Annotated in this window: 23 protein-coding genes and 1 pseudogene; 12 read left to right on the top strand and 12 right to left on the bottom strand. The window is 67.9% G+C overall.

The window, feature by feature from the left end; all coding sequences use genetic code 11:
• Window positions 1-24: 24 nt before the first annotated feature.
• The gene (locus QM841_RS06725; RefSeq protein WP_164059019.1) at window positions 25-216 is read right to left on the bottom strand and encodes a hypothetical protein; all 192 of its coding nucleotides are present in this window, start codon (window positions 214-216) and stop codon (window positions 25-27) included.
• 294 nt (window positions 217-510) lie between these two features.
• Between QM841_RS06725 and QM841_RS43345 the strand changes: the two are divergent.
• The 3 genes and pseudogenes from QM841_RS43345 to QM841_RS06715 all read left to right on the top strand — a co-directional run.
• Window positions 511-813: pseudogene (locus QM841_RS43345) on the top strand (hypothetical protein); the annotation flags it as partial.
• Window positions 814-855: 42 nt separating this feature from the next.
• Entirely contained in the window at window positions 856-1,416 is a 561-nt protein-coding gene (locus QM841_RS06720) for a hypothetical protein (protein WP_280781534.1), read from the top strand.
• Between the two features lie 146 nt (window positions 1,417-1,562).
• The gene (locus QM841_RS06715) at window positions 1,563-2,912 is read left to right on the top strand and encodes a C40 family peptidase (RefSeq protein WP_105421467.1); all 1,350 of its coding nucleotides are present in this window, start codon (window positions 1,563-1,565) and stop codon (window positions 2,910-2,912) included.
• Window positions 2,913-2,992: 80 nt separating this feature from the next.
• Here the strand turns inward: QM841_RS06715 and greA are convergent, their stop codons facing one another.
• Complete coding sequence (gene greA, locus QM841_RS06710; RefSeq protein WP_005238978.1) at window positions 2,993-3,487, bottom strand: transcription elongation factor GreA; 495 nt, start codon at window positions 3,485-3,487, stop codon at window positions 2,993-2,995.
• A 227-nt stretch (window positions 3,488-3,714) separates the two neighbouring features.
• Window positions 3,715-4,140, bottom strand: coding sequence for a DUF4307 domain-containing protein (locus QM841_RS06705; RefSeq protein ID WP_105421465.1), 426 nt, complete (start codon window positions 4,138-4,140; stop codon window positions 3,715-3,717).
• A 191-nt stretch (window positions 4,141-4,331) separates the two neighbouring features.
• On the opposite strand from QM841_RS06705, the gene mca reads away from it, so the two are divergent.
• The 3 genes from mca to QM841_RS06690 are packed head-to-tail and all read left to right on the top strand — an operon-like array spanning window position 4,332 to window position 7,560.
• Window positions 4,332-5,210 (top strand): mycothiol conjugate amidase Mca, encoded by an 879-nt coding sequence (gene mca / locus QM841_RS06700; RefSeq protein ID WP_011597950.1) that lies wholly within the window; start codon window positions 4,332-4,334, stop codon window positions 5,208-5,210.
• Window positions 5,207-5,527: a hypothetical protein gene (locus QM841_RS06695; protein ID WP_009479102.1), complete on the top strand. Its 321-nt coding sequence runs from the start codon at window positions 5,207-5,209 to the stop codon at window positions 5,525-5,527. Before mca ends, QM841_RS06695 begins: the two co-directional genes overlap by 4 nt.
• A gap of 17 nt (window positions 5,528-5,544) precedes the next feature.
• On the top strand, window positions 5,545-7,560 hold the full coding sequence (locus QM841_RS06690) for a thioredoxin domain-containing protein (RefSeq protein WP_283331358.1): 2,016 nt from the start codon (window positions 5,545-5,547) through the stop codon (window positions 7,558-7,560).
• Between the two features lie 6 nt (window positions 7,561-7,566).
• Here QM841_RS06690 and trhA read toward each other — a convergent pair whose 3' ends face one another.
• The gene (gene trhA / locus QM841_RS06685; RefSeq protein WP_283331357.1) at window positions 7,567-8,235 is read right to left on the bottom strand and encodes a PAQR family membrane homeostasis protein TrhA; all 669 of its coding nucleotides are present in this window, start codon (window positions 8,233-8,235) and stop codon (window positions 7,567-7,569) included.
• 161 nt (window positions 8,236-8,396) lie between these two features.
• Between trhA and QM841_RS06680 the strand changes: the two genes are divergently transcribed.
• Window positions 8,397-9,164 (top strand): isoprenyl transferase, encoded by a 768-nt coding sequence (locus QM841_RS06680; protein ID WP_283331356.1) that lies wholly within the window; start codon window positions 8,397-8,399, stop codon window positions 9,162-9,164.
• 41 nt (window positions 9,165-9,205) lie between these two features.
• On the opposite strand, the gene coaA is transcribed toward QM841_RS06680, so the two are convergent.
• Window positions 9,206-10,138, bottom strand: coding sequence for a type I pantothenate kinase (gene coaA / locus QM841_RS06675; RefSeq protein ID WP_009479106.1), 933 nt, complete (start codon window positions 10,136-10,138; stop codon window positions 9,206-9,208).
• A gap of 169 nt (window positions 10,139-10,307) precedes the next feature.
• Between coaA and QM841_RS06670 the strand changes: the two genes are divergently transcribed.
• The 3 genes from QM841_RS06670 to phoH2 all read left to right on the top strand — a co-directional run bounded on the left by QM841_RS06670 (window position 10,308) and on the right by phoH2 (window position 14,566).
• Window positions 10,308-11,528 (top strand): DUF885 domain-containing protein, encoded by a 1,221-nt coding sequence (locus QM841_RS06670; protein WP_280781539.1) that lies wholly within the window; start codon window positions 10,308-10,310, stop codon window positions 11,526-11,528.
• Window positions 11,529-11,594: 66 nt separating this feature from the next.
• Entirely contained in the window at window positions 11,595-12,890 is a 1,296-nt protein-coding gene (gene glyA / locus QM841_RS06665; RefSeq protein WP_005253714.1) for a serine hydroxymethyltransferase, read from the top strand.
• Between the two features lie 308 nt (window positions 12,891-13,198).
• A complete protein-coding gene (gene phoH2 / locus QM841_RS06660) occupies window positions 13,199-14,566 on the top strand; it encodes an RNA 5'-3' helicase PhoH2 (protein WP_025432159.1) in 1,368 nt (455 codons plus the stop codon).
• A gap of 63 nt (window positions 14,567-14,629) precedes the next feature.
• On the opposite strand, the gene QM841_RS06655 is transcribed toward phoH2, so the two are convergent.
• Together QM841_RS06655 and QM841_RS06650 are read right to left on the bottom strand one after the other, a co-directional pair.
• Entirely contained in the window at window positions 14,630-15,061 is a 432-nt protein-coding gene (locus tag QM841_RS06655) for a limonene-1,2-epoxide hydrolase family protein (protein WP_105421450.1), read from the bottom strand.
• Between the two features lie 26 nt (window positions 15,062-15,087).
• Window positions 15,088-16,695 carry a serine hydrolase gene (locus QM841_RS06650; RefSeq protein ID WP_283331354.1) on the bottom strand — a complete coding sequence of 536 codons (1,608 nt, stop codon included), beginning with the start codon at window positions 16,693-16,695 and terminating at the stop codon, window positions 15,088-15,090.
• 156 nt (window positions 16,696-16,851) lie between these two features.
• Here QM841_RS06650 and QM841_RS06645 point away from each other — a divergent pair, with 156 nt between their 5' ends.
• On the top strand, window positions 16,852-17,709 hold the full coding sequence (locus QM841_RS06645; protein WP_011597957.1) for an acyl-ACP desaturase: 858 nt from the start codon (window positions 16,852-16,854) through the stop codon (window positions 17,707-17,709).
• 58 nt (window positions 17,710-17,767) lie between these two features.
• On the opposite strand, the gene QM841_RS06640 is transcribed toward QM841_RS06645, so the two are convergent.
• On the bottom strand, window positions 17,768-19,171 hold the full coding sequence (locus QM841_RS06640; protein ID WP_283331353.1) for a class II fumarate hydratase: 1,404 nt from the start codon (window positions 19,169-19,171) through the stop codon (window positions 17,768-17,770).
• A gap of 98 nt (window positions 19,172-19,269) precedes the next feature.
• Entirely contained in the window at window positions 19,270-20,310 is a 1,041-nt protein-coding gene (gene glpX, locus QM841_RS06635; RefSeq protein WP_280781545.1) for a class II fructose-bisphosphatase, read from the bottom strand.
• 190 nt (window positions 20,311-20,500) lie between these two features.
• Here glpX and QM841_RS06630 point away from each other — a divergent pair, with 190 nt between their 5' ends.
• A complete protein-coding gene (locus QM841_RS06630) occupies window positions 20,501-21,070 on the top strand; it encodes a DUF4245 domain-containing protein (RefSeq protein ID WP_009479114.1) in 570 nt (189 codons plus the stop codon).
• A 14-nt stretch (window positions 21,071-21,084) separates the two neighbouring features.
• Here the strand turns inward: QM841_RS06630 and QM841_RS06625 are convergent, their stop codons facing one another.
• From QM841_RS06625 to QM841_RS06615, 3 genes are read right to left on the bottom strand one after another with little or no spacing between them, the layout of a single operon-like run.
• The gene (locus QM841_RS06625) at window positions 21,085-21,315 is read right to left on the bottom strand and encodes an exodeoxyribonuclease VII small subunit (protein WP_280781546.1); all 231 of its coding nucleotides are present in this window, start codon (window positions 21,313-21,315) and stop codon (window positions 21,085-21,087) included.
• Between the two features lie 3 nt (window positions 21,316-21,318).
• The gene (gene xseA / locus QM841_RS06620) at window positions 21,319-22,575 is read right to left on the bottom strand and encodes an exodeoxyribonuclease VII large subunit (protein ID WP_283331352.1); all 1,257 of its coding nucleotides are present in this window, start codon (window positions 22,573-22,575) and stop codon (window positions 21,319-21,321) included.
• Complete coding sequence (locus tag QM841_RS06615; RefSeq protein WP_283331351.1) at window positions 22,572-23,207, bottom strand: lipid droplet-associated protein; 636 nt, start codon at window positions 23,205-23,207, stop codon at window positions 22,572-22,574. The genes xseA and QM841_RS06615 overlap by 4 nt, the downstream gene beginning before the upstream one ends.
• Window positions 23,208-23,279: the final 72 nt, after the last annotated feature.

Raw genomic sequence — 23,279 nt, 5'->3', positions numbered from 1 at the left:
TGGTGGTTCTCCGGTCGCGCGATGTCAGGAACCGCTGGACACGGCGTCCGGAGTGCCGAATCCGGCCGAGACGAGGGGCGCGGCCACCGTCGAATCGGGGGTCGCGGGGTCCGCTGCCGCCGCCATACCACCACCGGCGACCAGTCCGGCGATTCCGGCTGCCGCCAGGACGCGGCGAACGGGAAGCAGGCGGGAAATCCGTCGGTCTTCACTCATGCCGACCAGCTTCCCCGAAGAACCTTAGAACAACCTGGGAAGAATCTGTCTCTCCTCGCCGAGTGCGCACTAGTGCAGCGCACGCCCGGCGTGTCACATGCAGTTGTGCGCAGTCGTGCCGGACAGCCGTCGGCGTGACGGAGTCGTCACTACGATCGGATCCGTGATCGCAGACCATGACGAACTGCTCGATGCCGCTATGGGTTTGCTGCGGGAGCGCGGCCCCCTTTCCGACCGGGAGCTGACGGTCGCGCTTGCGGATTCGGGTAGGGGAGACATCGACGAGCTGATCGAATTCGTCGAGGACTTCGACGCGCGGCTTCTCGGGATTCTCCCCGACGACCGAAAGGTCGCACTCGACGTTCTGCTCGCGGGCCGCGTCCTCACACACCGCCTCACCGCGCGGGAGATCTCGGCCGACGTCGTGGAGGTGGAGGATTTCGAGCCGATCCTGCACCTCGCATCCGGGGAGCCCGACGTCGATGGATTCGAGTTCTCGGTCGCGGACGAGGGCGCGGACAGGTTCGCGGACGAGACAGTCAGCCGACTCCCAGGCCGGGACTGGGCCGAAACCATCCCTGCTGGTGCGGGTCGGGGAAGAAGTACAAGATATGTCACCTCGGAAAGGGCGACCATCCGTTGTCCGAGCGGGCCGCGTGGCTGTACCAGAAGTCGAAGCTGCACGCGGAGGAGCTCGGCTGGCGGGATCGGATCTTGGAGTTCGCCGAAATTCGGTCCGAGTACTGGGTGGGTGAGGAAGCGCTGTTCGAGGCGTTGGACGACCCGCTGGTTGCCGACGTCGCGCTGTTCGAAGGCGGTGCGTTCACCGACTTCGTCGACAGCCGTGGCGACTTGCTGCCCCCGGACGAGTTAGCACTCGCACGGCAGTGGCAGGAGATCGAACGGTCGGTGCACGAGGTGGAGGAGGTCCGGCCGGGTGTGGGTCTGACACCGCGGGACCTGCGCACCGGTGACCTGCACGCGATCAGGGAACGTACCGCGAGCCGGCAATTGCACGTCGGGAATCTGATCTGTGCCCGCGTCGTCCCTGCGGGTGACACATGGCAGATCTTCGGAGAAATCGAACCGATCGCGCCGGCTCAGCGCACGACACTCCTCGAGATGTTGGACGACGAGACCACGGATCCGGCCGACCTGGTCGCGATCCTCAGCGAACGTTTCGTGCCGGTGCGTGGGTGACCGAGGCGACGTGATTCGCCAGGTGCCGCGCTCCCGCAGGTCACGGTAGGAAACGGATCAATCCCGCAGAATCGCCTCGCACCTGCTGTGCCCCGTCGTAACGTGAACTCACTCGGTTAGGTGCACCGAGGAGGAGGAGCGCACGTATGTCAGTTGATGCAGCGGCGATCATCGTGGCGATCACCACCGCAGCGGGGGCAATCGTTCAGGGAGCGGACATACCGCAGCCGGTGAAAGATCAAGCAGCCGAAGCAATTCAGGTGGTCGAGCAGGCCTCACCCGACGTTCAGAAACAAGTAAACGACGCGATATCGACCCTCCCGGAACCGGCCCGCGTGCAGGCCGAGCAGATGGTGGCCCAGGCCTCGGATGTGGTGAAGCAGGCAACCGACCCCTACATTCCACCGCCGCCCGCCGTCGAGGCGGCGCCGCCGCCCGCCCCGGTTCCCCCACTGGCACTCCCGGACACTCCACTCGACCAGCCGCCCGCGATGAGCGCCCCCGACGTCGGCACGGCGATCGGGGGCCTCGCCGCTCTGCCCGGGGTCCCGGCCCTGATCAGCGGACTCGGATCGCTGATCCCGTCCGTCCCCGCCGGCTTCCCCGGTGTCTCGCTCGCGCCGGTCGGCGCCATCGCCGTCTTCGCTCCGTGGATCCGCAAGGCCGGGTCGCTGTGCGAGGGCATCAAGCCGCCGACCCTGGCGGCCCTGTACTCCGTCGAGAACGGCTTCCGCTACGGCGCGAACTCACCGGTGTCCCGGGCGGGCGCCCGCGGACCCGGCCAGTTCATGCCCCCGGCCTGGGCCAAGTACGGCAAGGACGCGGACGGCGACGGCAAGGTCGACATCAACGGCGTCGCCGACCCGATGATGGCGTCCGGTCAGATGCTGTGCGACCTGTTCGGGCAGATCGAGGGCTGGAAGAAGGAAGGTGTGGTCAAGGGTGACACCCTCGACCTCACGATCGCCGCCTACAACGCCGGGGCGGGTGCGGTCCGGACCGCCGGTGGCATGCCCGCAGGCAAGTTCGACTACGAGCACGAAACGCAGCCGTACGTCGCGCGGATCCGATCGCTGGAGGAGTCGTTCGCGCGGATGCTGTCGCCGTTCTTCTACGGTGCGGCCGCCGGTGACACGAGCCGCGTCGTCGAGGCGGCCATGCGGTTCATCGGGCTGCCGTACGTGTGGGGCGGCGGCAACATCAACGGACCGTCCGGCGGCGGTTTCGACTGCTCCGGACTGACCTCGTTCGCTGTGTACGCCGCAACCGGCGTCAAACTGCCCCGCACGTCGGAAACGCAGTGGCATGTGGGTGTGGAGGTGCCGCTGTCGCAGGCCAGGCCCGGTGACCTGCTGTTCGGTAACTGGCAGTCGGGTGGTCCGGGACACGTGGCGATCTATGTCGGGAACGGCCAGATGCTGCACGCCCCGACGACGGGTGACGTGGTGCGCATCGGCCCCGTGTTCGCCGACATGAAGGCCCGCAGGGTCTTCTGATCCCGATCCCGGGTGTCACAGCAGAAAACTCCGGCCCGGGCACTGGGCCCGGACCGGAGTTTTCGGCGGTGGATCCGAGATCAGCTGTGGTACGGCTCCGCGCTGACGAGCGTCACCTTCATGCTGCTGCCGTTGGGCAGCGTGTATTCGCGGGTTTCGCCGACCTTCGCCTCGAGCAGTGCCCCACCCAGCGGGGAGTTGGGGGAGTAGACCTCGAGCTTGTTGTCGCGTGCACCCTCTTCGCGGGTGGCGATCAGGAACGTTTCGGTGTCCTTCTCGTCGCCGTCGTAGTACACCTTCACCACGGAACCGGGCAGTGCGACACCGGACTGGGTGGGCGCTTCGCCGACCTTCGCGCTGTTCAGGAGTTCCTGAAGCTGGCGGATGCGTGCCTCCTGCTGGCCCTGCTCTTCGCGGGCCGCGTGGTAGCCACCGTTCTCCTTCAGATCGCCCTCTTCGCGACGCTCGTTGATCTCGGCGGCGATGACCGGACGATTGGCAATGAGCTGGTCGAGTTCGCTCTTGAGCCTGTCATGTGACTCCTGGGTCAGCCAGGTCACCTGGGTCTCGGTCATCTCGATCACTCCCTCGTAGTTGGAGCCGCCGGGCTCCCTCGACAGACCACTGCAACAGCAGTGATCAACGGCTCGGCGGAATTCGACGGCCGGGGCCGTTCGATTTCCGCCTTGCCGCCAATGCAGCAATACACGGTTCCAAACCGGAACCGTGTACCAGGCGATTCTAGCACGATCGGGGAGCGCAAACCCCGAATAACCCGAACGGTCGCTCGGGTGCGCCGGTGTCAGCCGCGGGTCAGATAGGCAGGAACGTCCAGGCTGCAGCCGTAGATGTCGCCCATCGCGGGCGGGCGCGACGTGTAGACGGGGGCGGTGACTTTCACCGTCTGGTCCTCGCCGCCGGCGATGTAGACCTCGCGCCGACCGGTCTCGGAACCGTCCTTGGACCGGGAGCGGACGATGCAGACCGCCGCCTGTGACGGATCCTCACGGGTGACGGTGAACGTGATGTCCAGCTGCGAATCACTCACCAGATCGAACGACGTGGCCTCACTGTCGATCTCGGAGACGGCGAACTTGTCGTAGGCGACGAACGCCACGATCACACCGACGACCACGACCGCCGCGGTCAGCGCCCACACGAGCCAGCGCTTCGGGCGCGCAGGCTTTGCTGCGGCTGTGTATCGGCCCGGGGGAAGCGTTCTCGTCATCTCTCAACTCTCGTACAGCTCCGGTTCCACGTAACTCACAGCACTCGAGCGGGGGCACGGCTGCAAGCGGAACTCTCGGGTGGAACTATAGAGGACGTGCGTCAGTGCGCCGTCAGTGATGGCGGAGGGCGAGAGCGCGCGACACGGACAAGCCGGCAACGGCTACTGGCGAAGTTGAGGTGAACGAATACGTGAGCGGATTCCGGCTCATGGCCGTCCATGCCCATCCCGACGACGAGTCGAGCAAGGGTGCCGCGACAACGGCCCGTTACGCCGCAGAGGGCAACGAAGTGAAGGTCGTGACGTTGACCGGGGGTGAACGTGGCGACATCCTCAACCCCGCGATGGACGTGCCCGGGGTGCGTGACCGCATCCACGAGGTCCGCATCGAGGAGATGGCCGAGGCCGCGCGCATCCTCGGAGTCCAGCACCAGTGGCTGGGATTCGTCGACTCCGGTCTGCCCGAGGGCGACCCGAAGCCGCCGCTGCCGGAGGGCTGCTTCGCGCTCGTTCCGCTCGAGGAGTCGACCGAGGCCCTGGTGCGGGTGATCCGCGAGTTCCGTCCGCACGTCATGACCACGTACGACGAGAACGGCGGCTACCCGCACCCCGATCACATCCGCTGCCACGAGGTGTCGATGGCCGCGTACGAGGCCGCTGCCGACCCGGAGCGGTTCCCCGACGCCGGGGAACCGTGGAAGGTGCAGAAGGTCTACTACTCGCACGGCTTCATCCGGAAGCGTCTGCTGCAGTTCCAGGAGGAGTACGACCGCCGGGGCGAAGAGTTCCCGATGGCCGAGTGGCTCAAGAAGTGGAAGACCGAGCAGGGCGACCTGATGGCACGCGTCACCACCCAGATCACGTGCGGCGACTACTTCCCGCAGCGTGACGACGCGTTGCGGGCCCACGCGACGCAGATCGATCCGAACGGCTCGTTCTTCGCGGTTCCGCTGGAAATCCAGCAGAAGATCTGGCCGACCGAGGAATTCGAACTCGCCAAGACCCGGGTCACCACCTCCATCCCGGAGAACGACCTGTTCGCGGGCATCACCGAGGACGGACAGCCGTGAATGCGTTGACCGTGAACCTGTTGGCCGGCACGGCGGACGTCCTGGCGCAGACGCCGAGCACCCCGTCGGGCCCCGAGTTCGGCAAGGCGTCGCCCATCGGCCTCGTCGTCATTCTCGCGCTGCTCGCGGGTGTGGTGCTGCTGGTGCGTTCGATGAACAAGAAGCTCAAGAATCTGCCCGAGACGTTCGAGCCGGAGCATCCCGAACCGGACCAGGAAGTGGACGAGGGCACCGACCGCGGCGCGATCCACGGTGGCGGGGCGAGCAGCACCGAACCGCCGAAGCCCACGGACACCCCACCCAACCTGCAGAAATAGTCGAACAGGAGCTGGAGATGGACCCACGCGCACAGAACACACTCGGTGGGTCCACCAGCCCCTATCTGCGACAGCACGCCGCCAACCCCGTGCACTGGCAGCAGTGGGGTCCGGAGGCGACCGAGTGGGCGCGCGAGCGGGACGTCCCGATCCTGTTGTCGATCGGATACTCGGCGTGCCACTGGTGCCACGTGATGGCCCACGAGTCCTTCGAGGACGAGGCGGTGGCGTCGCTGATGAACGAGCATTTCGTGTGCGTCAAGGTCGACCGTGAGGAGCGTCCCGACCTCGATGCCGTGTACATGAACGCCACCGTCGCGATGACCGGTCAGGGTGGCTGGCCGATGACGTGCTTCCTCACTCCCGACGGCGCCCCGTTCTACTGCGGCACCTACTACCCGGCCGAGCCGCGCGGCGGCATGCCGTCGTTCACCCAGCTGCTGAGCGCCATCGCCGACACGTGGCGGGACCGCCGCGGTGACGTCGACGACGCGGCCGCCTCGGTGGTCGCCGAACTGCGGCGGGGAGCCGGCGGCATCCCCGAGGGTGATGTCCGAGTGGACGCGGCCCTGCTGGATGCGGCCGCCGGAGCCGTGCTGCGGGACGAGGACGCCGACCGCGGCGGGTTCGGCGGAGCCCCCAAGTTTCCGCCGTCCGCGCTGATGGAAGGCCTGCTGCGCACGTACGAGCGGTCCGGTGCCGAGGAGGTGCTCGGCGTCGTGGCGCGGACGGCGTCGGCGATGGCGCGCGGCGGCATCTACGACCAGCTCGGCGGCGGTTTCGCCCGCTATTCGGTCGACGCCGCGTGGGTGGTGCCGCACTTCGAGAAGATGCTCTACGACAACGCCCAGCTGCTGCGCGCGTACGCGCACCTGGGCCGGCGCACGGGCTCGGACCTGGCCGTCCGGGTCACCGAGGAGACCGTCGAGTTCCTGCTGCGCGATCTGCGCACCGACAACGGGTCGTTCGCGTCCGCCCTCGACGCCGACACGGAGGGTGTCGAGGGACTCACGTACGTGTGGACCCCTGGGCAGCTCGTCGAGATCCTCGGGACCGAGGACGGGGAGTGGGCGGCCCGGGTGTTCGCGGTGACTGCGGACGGGACGTTCGAGGCGGGCACGTCCGTCCTGCAGCTTCCGCACGATCCGGACGACTGGGACCGCTGGCGCCGGATCCGGGGCACGCTGCTCGCCCGGCGTGCGATGCGGCCGCAGCCGGGACGCGACGACAAGGTGGTCACCGCCTGGAACGGACTCACGATCACCGCGCTCGCCGAGGCCGGTGCCGGGCTCGGCAGGCCGGAGTGGGTGGCCGCGGCCGCCGACTGCGCGCGTGCGGTGCTGGGATTGCACGTCGTCGACGGGCGCCTGCGGAGGGCGTCCCTGGGAACGTCGGTGGGCGAATCGGCGGGGGTACTCGAGGACTACGCCTGCCTGGCGACGGGCCTCCTCGCGCTGTATCAGGCGACCGGCGACAGTGAGTGGCTGACGCACGCGCAGGCGCTGCTGGACCGCGCCCTGATCCATTTCGCCGACGACGAGCGGCCGGGAAGCTGGTTCGACACCGCCGACGACGCCGAGTCCCTGGTGACCCGTCCCCGCGACCCGGTCGACGGTGCGACGCCGTCCGGGGCGTCGTGTCTGGTCGAGGCGCTGCTCACCGCGGCTGCGGTGGCCGACGCGGAGGCGTCGGGACGGTACGCGACCGCGGCCGCCGAATCGCTCGACCGGGTGGCACTGCTTCTGGAGCGCGCACCGCGATCGGCCGGGCACTGGCTCGCAGTGGCGGAGGCGTCGGTGCGCGGCCCGATCCAGGTGGCCGTCGCAACCGACGGCGATTCCGCCCTGCTCCGGGAGGCGCGCAGACTCGCTCCCGGTGGTGCCGTCGTGGTAGGCGGCGCACCGGACTCGTCACCGCTGCTCGCCGACCGGCCGCTGGTCGGCGGCGCGTCCGCGGCGTACGTGTGCCGCGGGTTCGTGTGCGACCGCCCGGTGACGACGATCGAGGACCTGGGTGCTGCGTTGAGCCGGTAGTCCGGCCTACCGGAACACCACCAGCCACACGGCGATGTAGTGGCACAGGGCCGCGATGACGGTGGCGGCGTGGAAGAACTCGTGATGACCGAACGTGGTCGGCCAGGGGTTGGGCCACTTGGTGGCGTAGAGGATCGCGCCCACCGAGTACAGGATGCCGCCGATCAGCAGCAGCACCATCGGTACGACGCCGACCTCGTGCGTCAGTTCGGGTGCGACCGGCACGATGGCCCAGCCGAGCAGCAGGTAGAGCGGCACCCCGACCCAGCGCGGTGCCGTCGGCCACAGCATTTTCAGTGCGACCCCGGCGAGCGCCCCCGCCCACACGACGATCAGCAGCGTCCGGCCCGTGTCGGGCGGAAGCCCCAGTACCGCGAACGGGGTGTAGCTGCCGGCGATGAACAGGAAGATCATCGAGTGGTCCGCGCGTTTCATCCACGTGCGGGCCTTGACGGTGTTCCAGTGGATGCGGTGGTAGGTGGCGCTGACCCCGAACACACCGCACACCGTGAGGCTGTAGACGGCGGTGGCGAGCGCCGCTTTCCCGGACACTTGGGTGCCGGAGAGAGTGACGAGGACGATGCCGGCGATCACGGAGACGCCGAACGCCCACAGGTGGATCCACCCTCGCAGTCGGGGTTTGACGGGCAGTTCGTCGAGGCCGAAAGCGGTCACTGAACACCTCTTCTCGCTGTGCGTGGCGCTAACCTACGCAACCGTAGGTTAGCTTGTGGTGAGAGCGTACCCGTCGGTAGCGGCAAGCCGTGTGCTGTGTGACGGCCGTCGCGGATCACCTTCGGGTGCGGCGTACTCTTGCGTGTCATGGTGATCTCCAGGTGAGTGCGCGAGGACTGCTGTACAGCATCTACGAGCGTCGGCTACTGAAGCGGCTCGACGGTCTACAGCACCCTCGGCACATTGCCGTGATGTGCGACGGCAACCGGCGGTGGGCCCGGGAAAACGGCTTCGAGGACGTCAGTCACGGCCACCGCATGGGTGCCCTGAAGATCTCCGAGATGCTCGGGTGGTGCGACGCCGCGGGCATCGAGATGGCCACCATCTACCTGCTGTCCACCGAGAATCTGCGCCGCGACCCCGGGGAACTCGACACGCTGCTCGAGATCATCACGGACGTCGTCGAGGAGATCTCCGGCCCCGACAAGAACTGGAGCGTCAAGATCGTCGGCGCCCTCGACCTTCTGCCCGCCGAGCAGTCGCGGCGTCTGCGTGACGCGGCTGCCGGGACCGAGGGGCGCACCGGCACCCACGTCAACGTCGCGATCGGCTACGGCGGCCGCCAGGAGATCGCCGACGCCGTGCAGTCGCTGCTGAGCGAGAAACTCCTCGCGGGACTGTCGGGGGACGAACTGGTGAAATCGATCACAGTCGACGGCATCGACGGTCACCTCTACACGTCCGGCCAGCCCGACCCCGACCTCGTGATCCGCACGTCGGGGGAGCAGCGGCTGTCGGGGTTCCTGCTGTGGCAGAGCGCCTATTCCGAGATCTGGTTCACGGAGGCGTACTGGCCCGAGTTCCGCCGCGTCGACTTCCTCCGCGCGCTCCGCGACTACGCCGCCCGGCACCGCCGCTTCGGCGTCTGACGTGAGTGGCGAAGCGTGCCGGAACACACTTCGCCACTCACCTACAGCTTCCGCAGCCGCAGCCGGTTGATCGAATGATTGGCGTCCTTGCGCAGCACGAGCGTGGCACGCGGACGCGTCGGCAGGATGTTCTCCACGAGGTTCGGCCGGTTGATGTTGTGCCAGATCTCCTGAGCGGCAGCCGTCGCGTCCCGGTCGGACAATCCCGCATAGTGGTGGAAGTGCGCGTCGGGGTCGGAGAACGACGTCTTCCGCAGCGCGAGAAAACGCTGGATGTACCAGTTCTCGATGTCCTCGATGCGGGCGTCGACGTAGATCGAGAAGTCGAACAGATCCGACACCATCAGCCGTGGTCCGGTCTGCAGCACGTTGAGACCCTCGATGATGAGGATGTCGGGCTGCCGGATCAGGTGGTACTGGCCCGGGATGATGTCGTACGAGATGTGTGAATAGACCGGTGCGGCCACTTCCTCTGCCCCCGACTTCACCTCGGTGACGAACCGCAGCAACTTCCGGCGGTCGTAACTCTCGGGAAAGCCCTTGCGGTGCATGATCCCACGGCGGTTCAGTTCGGCCGTCGGATACAGGAAGCCGTCCGTCGTCACCAGGTCGACGCGCGGGTGGTGCTCCCACCGCGCGAGGAGGGCCTGGAGGACACGGGCCGTGGTGGATTTGCCGACCGCCACACTGCCGGCGACGCCGATCACGAACGGCACCTGCTGGTCGGGGTGCTTCTCGCCGAGGAACGTCGCGGTCGCGGCGAACAGTCGCTGCCTGGCCGCGACCTGCAGGTGGATGAGACGCGACAGCGGCAGGTACACCTCCGCGACCTCTTCGAGGTCGATCTGCTCGCCGAGGCCCCGCAGTCCGTACAGCTCTTCCTCGGTCAGGACGAGTGGCGTCGACTTACGCAGTGTGCGCCACTGCTTCCGGTCGAATTCGACGTACGGACTGGACTCGCTCGTCCGCGCCATCAGTTCCGCTCACACTCGGGTACACGGGGGAGTGAGCGGTCCATGCCCAGAATCTCTGCCGTCGTCGTTGCGCTGGCGAGTAGCGGTTGCATAGTCGGATTGTGCTTGGTGCCACAGGCTGCGCTGTCGGCGGGTCGGGAACACGCGTCTGCGACTAAGGTCGGACGGCATGGAATCCGTTTCGTTCGTACGCGAATACTTGCTGCTCGGGCTGGGTTTCGACCGGCTGGAGGAAGGATTCGTCGACGCGTATACCGGCGATCCCGCGCTGCGCAGGCAGGTGGAGAACGCGCCGAAGCCCGATCCGCGCGACCTCGCGCGCACGGCGGCGAACCTCCGCGCGGAATTGCCGTCGGCCGGATTGTCCGAGGAGCGGACCCGGTTCCTCGACGTCCATCTCCGTGCCCTCGAATGCTCGGGGCGAAAGTTCGCGGGCGACGACGTCGGTTTCGTCGACGAGGTCGAGGCGTACTTCGACGTCCGCATCGAACGCGGCGACGAGGAGCAGTACCGGGAGGCGCACCGCAAGATGGACGCCGTGCTGCCCGGAACGGGGCCGCTCGCCGAACGCATCCAGGCCCACCGCGCGAAGGACGAGATCCCCGCGGACCGGTTGCAGGAATGTGTCGACGCCTTCTCGAGTGCCCTGCGCGACCTCGTGCGGGAGCATTACGCACTGCCCGACTCGGAGGTCGTGGAGTACGAGGTGGTGGGCGACAAGCCGTGGTCGGGGTTCAACTACTACCTCGGCGACTACCGGTCCCGGGTCGCGATCAACTCCGACCTCGAGCAGCACATGTCGAACCTGCCGCGGCTGATCGCGCACGAGTCGTACCCCGGCCACCACACCGAGCACTGCCGCAAGGAAGCCGGACTCGTCGGGTCGGGACAGCTCGAGCAGACGTTGTTCGTCGTCAACACCCCGCAGTGCCTGATGGCCGAGGGCCTCGCGGACCTCGCGCTCGAATCGATCGTCGGGTCCGACTGGGGGCTGTGGGCGCAGGAAATCTACGCCGACCTCGGCCTGCGATTCGACGGTGAGCAGGCGCAACGTTTGTCCGGGGCGTCCGGGCAGCTGCTCGGTGTGCGGCAGGACGCGGCGATGATGCTGCACGACGAGGGTCGCAGCCACGACGACGTCGCGGCGTTCCTGCAGCGGTGGAGTCTGTCGACCCCCGAGCGGGCCCGGCAGTCGCTGCGGTTCCTGTCCTCGCCGCTGTGGCGGGCGTACACCAGCACCTACGTGGAGGGATACCGCCTGCTCGGCGGCTGGCTGGCCGAGGTGCCCGTCGGCGCGGAGCGGTCGGAGCGGTTCCGTCGACTGCTCGACGAGCCGCTCGTTCCCAGCGTCCTGCGCGCCGGTGAGGGGTACCTCACCGCGGGCGGTTAGGAAGTCCTCACGGATACTTCGTAGACTGGGAGCATTCGTTTCCGCATCCAGCTTGGAGATCCCTCGATGACCGCTGTGCCCGGTACCGACGTCAACACGGCCCCCCTCGCCGAACTCGACCCCGAAGTCGCCCAGGCCATGGCAGGTGAGCTGGCCCGTCAGCGCGACACGCTGGAGATGATCGCGTCGGAGAACTTCGTTCCCCGCGCGGTCCTCCAGGCTCAGGGCAGCGTCCTCACCAACAAGTACGCCGAGGGATACCCGGGACGCCGCTACTACGGCGGCTGCGAGCACGTCGACGTCATCGAGGATCTCGCCCGCACCCGCGCCAAGGAACTGTTCGGCGCCGACTTCGCGAACGTCCAGCCGCACTCCGGCGCACAGGCCAACGCGGCGGTCCTGATGGCCCTGATGAACCCGGGTGAGAAGCTCCTCGGCCTCGACCTGGCGCACGGCGGCCACCTCACGCACGGCATGAAGCTGAACTTCTCCGGCAAGCTCTACGACGTCGAGTCGTACGGGGTCAGCAAGGAAGACCACCGCATCGACATGGACGAGGTCCGCAAGATCGCTGTCGCCGCGCAGCCGAAGGTCATCGTCGCCGGCTGGTCCGCGTACCCGCGTCACGAGGACTTCGCCGCGTTCCGGTCGATCGCCGACGAGGTCGGCGCGTACCTGTGGGTCGACATGGCGCACTTCGCGGGCCTGGTCGCTGCCGGGCTGCACCCGTCGCCCGTGCCCTACGCCGACGTCGTGTCCAGCACCGTCCACAAGACGCTCGGCGGGCCGCGCTCCGGCCTGATCCTCGCCAAGCAGGAGTGGGCGAAGAAGCTCAACTCCGCCGTCTTCCCCGGCCAGCAGGGCGGGCCGCTGATGCACGCCATCGCCGCCAAGGCAGTCTCCCTGAAGATCGCGGGCACCGAGGAGTTCAAGGACCGTCAGCAGCGCACCCTGACCGGCGCCAAGATCCTCGCCGAGCGTCTGACCGGCGCCGATGTCGTCGACAAGGGTGTCAGCGTCCTCACCGGCGGCACCGACGTGCACCTCGTGCTCGTCGACCTGCGCAACTCGCAGCTCGACGGCCAGCAGGGTGAGGACCTTCTCCACGAGGTCGGCATCACCGTCAACCGCAACGCGGTGCCGTTCGACCCGCGCCCGCCGATGGTCACGTCCGGCCTCCGGATCGGCACCGCGGCGCTCGCATCGCGTGGATTCGGGGACGAGCAGTTCACCGAGGTCGCCGACATCATCGGCACCGCACTCGCCGGATCGTCCGACGTCGAGACGCTGAAGTCTCGCGTGTCCAAGCTCGCCGCCGACTTCCCGCTGTACGAGGGACTCGAGGACTGGCGCCTGATCTAGGCGGCTCCACCGCCCGTGCGTGGCCTGCGAGTGCAAGGACTCGTTAACCACGCACGGGCGCCGCAGGCGCCTCCGCGTAACTTGATGTTCACCGACACGCCCGCCGCTCGCACGGCCGTCCGGCGTGTTTGGCAGTACCGTCGGGGGTAACAGGCAGCGGGGAAGTTGCTTGTACGGGAGGTCCTGATCGTGGCTGACACACTCAGTGCGAGGGGGCCGGCGCCCGGCCCTCGTGTGGTGACACACCAGGGACGGACCGGTCCAGCGAACCGAGTTTGCGTGGGTGCCACGCAGACCTAGGAGCCAACGTGACTGCTTCACGCTCCGTCTCAGCCCGCGTCGGACGTTCGTCCGCCGCCCCCAGGAAATCGTCGGATTCTGCAGTTCGTACATTCGTACTCGACACCTCCGTACTGCTGTCCGACCCCTGGGCCGTCACCAGGTTCGCCGAGCACCGTGTGGTGCTTCCCCTCGTCGTGATCAGCGAGCTCGAAGGGAAGCGGCACCACCACGAGTTGGGATGGTTCGCAAGAGAATCGCTGCGCATGCTCGACGACCTCCGTCTGGAGTACGGTCGTCTCGACCAGCCCGTGCCGATCGGCACCGAGGGCGGCACCCTGCAGGTCGAGCTGAACCACACCGACCCGTCGGTTCTCCCGGTCGGATTCCGCACGGACAGCAACGATTCGAGGATCCTGGCCTGCGCCCTGAACCTCGAGGCCGAGGGCGGTGACGTCGTCCTGGTCAGCAAGGACATCCCGCTGCGTGTGAAGGCCGGTGCGGTGGGTCTTCCCGCCGACGAGTACCACGCCCACGACGTCGTTCCGTCCGGTTGGACGGGTATGACCGAACTGGATGTGGCGTCCTCATCGATCGACGAACTGTTCTCCGAGGGTGTCGTCGATCTGGAGGAGGCTCGGGAACTTCCGTGCCACACGGGTATTCGGCTGCTGGGCGGTTCGTCGAGCGCACTGGGCCGGGTGAACGCCGACAAGCGGGTGCAGTTGGTGCGGGGGGAGCGTGAGGCATTCGGTCTGCACGGACGTTCGGCCGAGCAGCGGATCGCCCTGGACATCCTGCTGGACGACAGTGTGGGCATCGTGTCGCTGGGCGGCAAGGCGGGCACCGGCAAGTCGGCGCTGGCGTTGACGGCGGGGCTGGAGGCGGTGCTCGAGCGCCGTACCCAGCGGAAAGTCGTTGTCTTCCGGCCGCTCTACGCGGTGGGTGGGCAGGAACTCGGCTACCTGCCGGGTAGTGAGAGCGAGAAGATGGGCCCGTGGGCCCAGGCGGTCTTCGACACTCTCGACGGCCTCGCCAGCACCGAGGTGATGGACGAGGTGATCAGCCGCGGCATGCTGGAAGTGTTGCCGCTCACGCATATTCGCGGCCGGTCACTGCACGATTCGTTCGTGATCGTGGACGAGGCGCAGTCCCTGGAACGCAACGTGCTGCTCACGGTGCTGTCCCGGCTCGGCACCGGCTCCCGGGTGATCCTCACTCACGACGTCGCGCAGCGCGACAACCTGAGGGTCGGACGTCACGACGGTGTGGCCGCGGTGATCGAGAAGCTCAAGGGGCATCCGCTGTTCGCGCACATCACGTTGACGCGCAGTGAGCGTTCGCCGATCGCGGCGCTCGTGACGGAGATGCTGGAGGAGTTCGGGCCGACGCCGTAGGCGCCTGCCCCGCAGCGTGATCCGCCCGATGTCGCACGGTCCGTGCGGCATCGGGCGGAAACGTCAGAAGGCGCGCACGATACCTTTGAGCGTGCCCCACAGGAAGTCTCGGTTGCTGAAGTAGTCGCGCCAGACGGCGATCTTGCCGTCCTTCATCTCGAACGTGCCGCACACCCAGAATTCGCTGCGCAGCCGCTTGTAGATCAGGACGTCCGTGCGTTCGGTCAGCACGGCCGTACCGTCGCCGGCGATGTGGTGCAGGCGCACGTCGAATCCGACACCGGGGCGGCTCATTCCGCGGAGTATCCGCATGACGGAGCCGAGGCCGCGGATCTTGGGCAGGGACACGTTGTGCCACACGATGTCCTGGTGCAGATACTGCTGCGCGGCGTCCGGGTCGCCGGCGACGAGTGCGTCCAGGAATGCCCGGACCACCTGGACATCTGCCGTGTCCGTTCGAGCGGTTCCCGTGGGTGCGTGCGAGTTCGTGCTCATGATCTTCTCCCGGTCGATGTGTCGGCTCAGCGGACGAATGTCCCCCGGCCTTCCGTGTCGTAGAACTCGAGTGTGACGTTGTTGCCGGCGAACGTGGCCTTCGAGATGGTTCCGGGTGGGGCGTTCTCACCGCGGGGTGTGAAAGTGAAGGTGTCGCCGTCCCAGTGGGTGAGTGGGAAGGTCTGCCCGGCGGGTCCGAGTTGGAGCGTCAGCGCACCGTTGCTCTCGGTGACGACGGCGGGACCCCAGTACGGGTTGCCGTAGGTGCCTGCGTAGGTCGGGAGGGGCTGCGGCGGTGCCGGGTTCGTGGGGGCCGTCTGGCCGACGAGACTGCCCTCGGGCTCGTCCATCGGCGCGATGGCCTGCCGGTACAACGACCTCCAGTCCTCGCGGATCTCCCCGAACTGCACGAGGTCGGCGAACTCGGCGGTGAGGGATTCGGGGATGCCGATGGGCGACCCGTTGGTCAGCGCGACGATGGCGACGTCGGCGGACGGTATCGCGACGAAATTCGTCGCCACCCCGAGCTGGAACCCGCCCGAATGGCTGAGGGAAACCCGCCCTGCCGGGGTGGTCGAGACGTTGAACCCGTACCCGTACGACCCCGGACGGCTGTCCATCGACCGCGGTGGGCTGGACACCATCTGAGGACTGACCGCGGGGAGCAGTGCCTCGGGTGACACGATCTCCTTGCCCTCGAACGTTCCGTCGGCCAGCAGCATCGCCAGCCATTTGCCCATGTCGTTGACGGAGGAGCTCACCCCGCCTGCGGGGGACTGCGCGTCGGGGTCGCGTACCGCGTCGGCGACGTACTTGCCGTCGACGAGTTGGTGCGCGACAGCGCGGTCGCTGCGGGCCTGATAGTCGGCGAATCGCGAACTCGTGGACGACATCCCCAGCGGCTGGTAGATCGTCTGCTCGGACAGCGTGGCCCAGTCCGTCCGGGACGCCGCCGCGACGGCCTCCGCCGCCGCGGTGAGGCCGAAGTTGGTGTACTCGTAGGTGATCCGGAACGGGTTCAGCGGTTCGAGCCGGAGCTTGTCGAGCACCTGCTGCTGGTTGTAACCCAGGTCCTCGAGCAGATCGCCGGCATGGTCGGGCAACCCGGACCGGTGCGAGTACAGATCGCCCACCGTGACGTGCTCGGTGACCCACGGGTCCGCGAGGGCGAAACCGGGCGACTTGGACACCACGGGAGTGTCCCAGCCGACGACACCGGCATCGACCTGGTGGGCCACCACCGTGGACCCCACCGATTTCGACATCGACGCCAGCTGGAACACGGTGTCGGCGTCCACCTTCTGATCGGTGCCGGCCTCGCGCACGCCGAATCCCTTCGCGTACACGGTCTGCCCACCGTGGACGACGGCGACCGCCATGCCCGGAAGTCCGGAACTCTCCATCAGCTCGTTCGCCAGGTCGTCGAGACGGCCCACGGCGTCGTCGATCTGACCGTCCGGGATATCGACGCCCGCGACCGTCCCCGGGTTCGGTTGCGACGACTCCGAGGTGGGGTTCGCGCCGGACGTCGAGACGGAACCGGCGTCGTCTGCGTCGGAGCCGCAACCCGTCACCAGTGACCCGCCGAGCGCGAGAGCCGACAGAAGTATCGTCAGGTTCCGCTGTCTGCGCATGGGTGATCCTCTGCTCGGGCCCGGGGTAACCGTGAACTGCCAGCGTAACGACTGCAAGCCCATGACCAGGCTGTTTTCGTCACAACGCCGCCGTTGTTCCCGTCGAATTCACCAGTGGTCGACCCGGCGCCCGGGCGCGGACGCTACGGTGTGCGGATGCCGATTGAAAAGAATGACTCGCAGCTGCTCAGTGAGCTGGCCCCGGTGGTGGACGAAAACCTCACACGTCACATCGCCGAGGCGGACGGCTGGCAGCCGCACGATCTGGTCCCGTGGGACCAGGGCAAGAACTTCGCGTTCATGGGTGGAACGGATTGGTCGGCAGATCAGTCGACCCTGAGCGACGTCGAGGCGCTCGCACTGACGGTGGGTGTGCTGGTGGCGGACAACGTCCCCGCGTACCACCGGGAGATCGCCAAGCACCTCGCCCAGGTGGGCCCGTGGTGGCGCTGGGTGGGCCGCTGGACTGCGGAGGAGAACCGGCACTCTATCGTGCTCCGGAACTACCTGATGGTGACGCGCGCCGTCGACCCCGTCGCCCTCGAGCGCGCCCGGATGGACGAGATGGTCCGCGGCTACGCGATGCCGCCGATGCACCTGCTCGAGATGCTCGCGAACTCCGCGTTCGAGGAGAAGGCCGCGGCGGTGCGTCATCACAACACGGCAGCACTCGGCGAGGACCCGCTGGTGGCCGTGATCGCCGAGCGGCTGGCCACGGACGACGAACTGCAGTCGCTGTTCTACCGGAACATCGTCGAGGCCGCGTTCGAGCTGGTACCCGACCAGACGATGCGGGCCATCGCATCGCGGATCGAGGCCTTCGACGTGCCGAGCGTGGCCCTGCCCGGCGGAACCGACAGCACCGCCGTGCTCGCCGAGGCCGGCATCTACGACCCCGCCCAGCAGGGGGAGAAGGTGTTCGCGCCGCTGCTTCGCTCCTGGAACATCGCTGGGCGCTCCGATCTCGGCCCGGAGGGCGAGAAGGCCCGCGACGAGCTGTCCGCGCTGCTGTAGGACTTCTGCGCGAGAGGGCCCGCACTCCGGCGAGTGCGGGCCCTCTCCGTCGGCAGGGTCAGTCCTTGACCTTCGCCATCGCCAGCACGTCGAGACGCTTGTCGAGTTCCTCCTCGCTCAGCTTGTCGCCGATCAGACCGCGGGCGACGACGGTCTCGCGGATGGTCTTCTTCTCCTTCAGCGCCTGCTTGGCGACAGCCGCGGCCTCCTCGTACCCGATCGCGGAGTTCAGTGGCGTCACGATGGACGGCGACGATTCCGCGAGGGTCTTGAGGTGCTCGGTGTTCGCGACGAGCCCCACGACACACCGGTCGGCGAACAGCCGCGTGACGTTGGCCAGCAATTTCAACGATTCGAGCAGGTTCCGCGCCATCATCGGGATGTAGACGTTGAGCTCGAATGCGCCCGCGGCACCGCCCCAGGCGACCGCGGCATCGTTGCCGACCACCTGAGCGGCGACCTGGGTGGCCGCCTCCGGAAGCACCGGATTGACCTTGCCGGGCATGATCGAACTGCCGGGCTGCAGGTCGGGGAGTCGGATCTCGCCGAGACCGGTGAGCGGTCCCGATCCCATCCAGCGGATGTCGTTGGCGATCTTGGTCAGGGACACCGCGATCGTGCGCAGCGCGCCGGACGCCTCCACCAGCCCGTCCCGCGCCGCCTGCGCCTCGAAACTGTTCTTCGCCGGTGTGAGGGCGTCGACACCCGTCGCCTTGACCAGTTCGGCGACGACCTTCGGGCCGAACCCGTCGGGGGCATTGAGCCCCGTTCCGACCGCGGTGCCGCCGATGGGCAGCTCACCGAGTCGGGGAAGGCAGGCCACGACCCGCTCCATCCCCGCCTCCATCTGACGGGCGTAACCGCCGAACTCCTGGCCGAGGGTCACCGGGACGGCGTCCATGAGGTGGGTGCGGCCCGACTTCACGACGTTCTTCCACTCGGTGGACTTGTCGAGCAGGGCCAGGCGCAGGTGGTCGAGGGCGGGGAGGAGGTCCTTCACCGCGGACTCGGTGGCCGCGACGTGCGTCGCGGTGGGAAAGGTGTCATTGGACGACTGCGACATGTTGACATCGTCGTTGGGGTGGACGACCACACCGTTCGCCGCGGCGATCGACGCGATCACCTCGTTGGCGTTCATGTTGGAACTGGTGCCCGAGCCCGTTTGGAAGACGTCGATGGGGAACTGATCGTCGTGCTTGCCTTCGGCGATCTCGCCCGCCGCCGCGATGATGGCATCCGCCTTCTCGGCGTCGAGGAGGCCGAGATCCTTGTTGACCTGCGCACAGGCTGCCTTCAGCAGACCCATCGCACGTATCTGGGTGCGCTCGAGACCTCGACCGCTGATCGGGAAGTTCTCGACGGCGCGCTGAGTTTGCGCGCGCCACAGGGCATCCACGGGCACCCGCACCTCGCCCATGGTGTCGTGTTCGATCCGGTACTGCTGCTCGTTGCTCTCGGTCATGCGTCAAACATGCCACTTCCGAGCGCGTCGTGGGGCGCTCCCCGTGCGCCTTTCCGGTAGCCGGAGCTACCGGAAAGGCGCACGGGCAGCGGAGCTGCCTAGAACGTCGGCGGAACGGCGCCGTCTTCGCCCGTGAAGTCCACGGACGAGTACTCGCGCAGCTTCTCGAGACGGTGGTACGCGTCGATCATGCGGACGGTGCCCGACTTCGACCGCATCACGATCGACTGGGTCGAGGCGCCGCCGCCGTAGTAGCGGACACCGCGGAGCAGGTCGCCGTCCGTGACGCCGGTGGCGCAGAAGAAGACGTTCTCACCCGACACGAGATCTTCGGTGGTGAGCACACGGTCCAGGTCGTGGCCTGCGTCGATGGCCTTCTGACGCTCGGCGTCGTCGGTCGGGGCCAGCCGGCCCTGCAGCGAACCACCCATACAGCGCATGGCGGCTGCGGCGATGATGCCCTCGGGCGTGCCACCGGTGCCGATCAGGATGTCGGTGCCCGACTCCGGACGCGCGGCGGCGATCGCACCCGCGACGTCGCCGTCGGAGATGAGACGGATCCGGGCGCCGGTGTCCCGGACCTCCTGGATGAGCCGGGCGTGCCGCGGACGGTCGAGGATGCAGACCGTCACGTCGGAGGGGGACGCCTTGCGGACCTTCGCGACGCGTTTGATGTTCTCGGCGACGGGCGCTGTGATGTCGATGACATCGGCGGCGTCGGGGCCGACGGCGATCTTCTCCATGTAGAACACGGCAGACGGGTCGAACATCGCGCCGCGCTCGGCGACCGCGAGGACGGCGATCGCGTTGGGCATGCCCTTCGCCATCAGGGTGGTTCCGTCGACTGGGTCGACGGCGAAATCGCATTCGGGTCCGTCGCCGTTGCCGACCTCTTCGCCGTTGAACAGCATCGGGGCTTCGTCCTTCTCGCCCTCGCCGATGACGACGACGCCGCGCATCGAGACGGAGCTCACGAGCTGGCGCATGGCGTCGACGGCGGCGCCGTCGCCACCCTCCTTGTCGCCACGGCCGACCCAGCGACCGGCAGCCATCGCACCAGCCTCGGTGACTCGGACCAATTCCAGAGCAAGATTTCGGTCCGGGGCCTCGCGGCGACTCGAAGTGGTGCTAGCCGTCATGGGCAGTGCCTCCTGGTGCAGTCACGGTCGACGTTGTACGTCGACGCTGTGTCGGTGGCCGTCGGCCGCCGAGTGTCGGGTGGATCTCGCCTGCTGATTCTCCCAGAAAGAAGTGTGACGTGCGCTGCTGGGGCGCGAATCACGGGACCGAGAATCGTTGTTCCGGGACCGACCCTGGATACTGGTGGGCGTGGCATCCGATAAACCCCGCATCCTGCACAACAACCGCGACATGGTGTGGTCGCTCGTACCCCTTGTCCTGTTCTGCGTACTGATCGCGGGTATCGCCAGCCAGTGCACGTTCAGCCCGGGCGGGCCCACCAGTGGCCCGATCCCCAGCTTCGACGTCGACGCGGCGCTGAAGTACGACGCCCAGGACCTGCCGTTCCCGGTGCGCAAGCCGGAGACGCCGGAGGGCTGGACGCCCAACTCGGGCAGCCGCAGCATCGTCAGCGGCGACGGCGGCGGCGATTCGAGCACCGTCGGATTCATCACCGAGGCCGGCCGCTACATCCAGCTGACGCAGAGCAATGCCGTCGAGACGGTGCTCGTGCCGTTTGTCGCCGGTGGTCCGCGTACGGCGACGGGAACCGAGGACGTCGCAGGTCACAGCTGGATCGTGTACGGCGGGGAGGGTGTCGAGCCGATCTGGGTCTCCGACTTCGGCGACGTCCGGCTCCTCGTGACGGGCAGTGCGTCACCCGAGGCGTTCGAGCAGCTCACCACCGCCGCGGCCGACGCCCCGATCCTCGCCGCCTGACGATCGAGGGAGGGTCAGCCCTCGTCCTCGGCGTGGGCGAGGGCCGTCTCGACGCGCTTGCGCGCCCCGGCGAGGTGTTCCTCGCAGCGTTTGGCCAGGGCCTCGCCCCGCTCCCACAGTGCGAGTGACGCGTCGAGGTCGAGGCCGCCCTGTTCGAGCACCTTGACCACGTCGACGAGTTCGTCGCGCGCCGCCTCGTAACCGAGCTCCGCGATGTCGGTGTCGTTTCCGGTGGGCTTACTCATGTCCTACTTGTCCTTTCCCATCACCGCGGCACGGATTGCGCCGTCGGCGACTCGAACGCGAATCTGGGTGCCCGGTGGGGCGTCGTCGACCGAACGCAGTACCTCGGGATCGCCGTCGGGCACGATCCGCTGAACCACGGAGTAGCCGCGGGCCAGGGTCGCGGCGGGCCCGAGGGTCGTCAGCCGTGCACGAAGGTGCTCGATCGTGGTGCTTTCCGCGGCGATCGCCCGGCTGACGTCGCGTCGCCCGGCCTCCCGCAGTCGCTCGACCTCGTCCGACCGGTGGTCGAGTGCGCGCAGCGGGTCGGCGAGTACCGGCCGGCTCCGCAGCTGGGAGATCAGGTGCGACTCGCGCTGCACCCAGTTGCGCAGCGCAGCCGCGCTCCGCGACCGCAATTCGCCGACGAGTGCCTGCTCGGCGACCGCGTCCGGCACCACCCGCTTGGCGGCATCCGTCGGTGTTGCGGCCCGCAGGTCGGCGACGTGATCGCTGAGCGGACTGTCCGGCTCGTGGCCGATGGCGCTGACCACCGGTGTTCGGCAGGCAACGATCGCGCGGCACAGCGTCTCGTCGGAGAACGGCAGCAGATCCTCCACACTGCCGCCGCCGCGCGCGAGGATGATCACGTCGACGTGCGGGTCGGCGTCCAGTTCCTTCAATGCGTCGAGGATCTGCGGAACGGCGGTCGCGCCCTGCACCGGGGTGTTGCGCACCTCGAAGCGCACGGCGGGCCAGCGGCGCTGCGCCACACTGAGGACGTCGTGCTCGGCGGCGCTCGCGCGACCGGTGATCAGCCCGATGGTGCCCGGTAGGAACGGCAGCGGACGCTTCAGCCGAGGGTCGAACAGACCCTCCGCGGCCAGCAGCGCGCGCAACCGCTCGATTCGGGCGAGGAGTTCACCGATCCCGATCGCGCGGATCTCCGTCACCCGCAGCGAGACCGACCCTCGGCCCGTGTAGAACGACAACTTGCCGAACATCACCACCCGGCTGCCCTCGGTGAGCGGGACGGGGGAGTTCTGCAACAGCTGCGGGGAACAGGTCACCGACAACGACATGTCAACGGACGGATCCCGCAGCACAAGAAACGCGGTCCGGGTTCCCGGACGCGCGTTGATCTGGGTGATCTGCCCCTCGACCCAGACACTCCCGAGCCGGTCGATCCACTGTGCGACCTTGGCCGACACGGTGCGGACCGGCCAGGGCTGCTCGGCGGTACTCGGTCCGGTACTGGCTGCGCGGGGCTGTGCGGAGGTCACTTGGCCTTGGCGGAGGTGATGCGGTTGGTCAGCATGGTCTGGAACGGCGCGCGTGCCAGGGTCGCGTTCTCGTAGTCCAGCAGCGTCGTGAGGTCCTCGACGGACAGGCTGCGCAGGCGCGCCCGCAGCTGGGCGAGCGTCAGCGTGCCGTAGTCGAGTACGACGGCGATCTCGGGTTCGGCCACCGTCGGCGCGGAGGTCGCGGCTTTCTTGCTCGCCGACGTCACGGGGGCCGAGCCGTTGGTCGTGGCGGCGGGAGCAGCCTTCGGGGTCGAGACCTTCTCGGGAGTGCTCTCTTCCTGCGGGCTCAGCGAGTACAGGGCGAACCGGCCCGGTCCGGCCGGCCGCTCGTCGGTCACGCCGTCGACAACGGGTTCCGGATCGGTGTCGTCGTCGAAGACGGCCCAGGCCGGCTGCTCGTCGTCGTGGGTCCAGTTGATCAGTGCGAAAGCCTGGTCGCCCTTGATGGCCAGCGCCGTCATGGACTGCTGAACACGCATCGTGGTCTGCAGCACCTGACTGACCGCGGTCATGGGCAGGGTCGCTGCGGTGGTCGGCAGCTTCCTGGCCTCTTCGACGGCCGTCACGGCGATTCCAGCGGCGACACGCGCCACGAAGGGGGGACGAATCATTCCCACAGCCTGCCTGACAACGGCACGTTTGGGTAGCCGACGTGCCCACAGCGCCGACGACTTCGGTGCGAC

Source organism: Rhodococcus sp. IEGM 1307 (assembly GCF_030056915.1).
GTDB lineage: Bacteria > Actinomycetota > Actinomycetes > Mycobacteriales > Mycobacteriaceae > Rhodococcus_F > Rhodococcus_F opacus_D.
The sequence above is the reverse complement of the archived record's forward strand: the minus strand, read 5'-3'. Positions and strand labels throughout refer to the sequence as shown.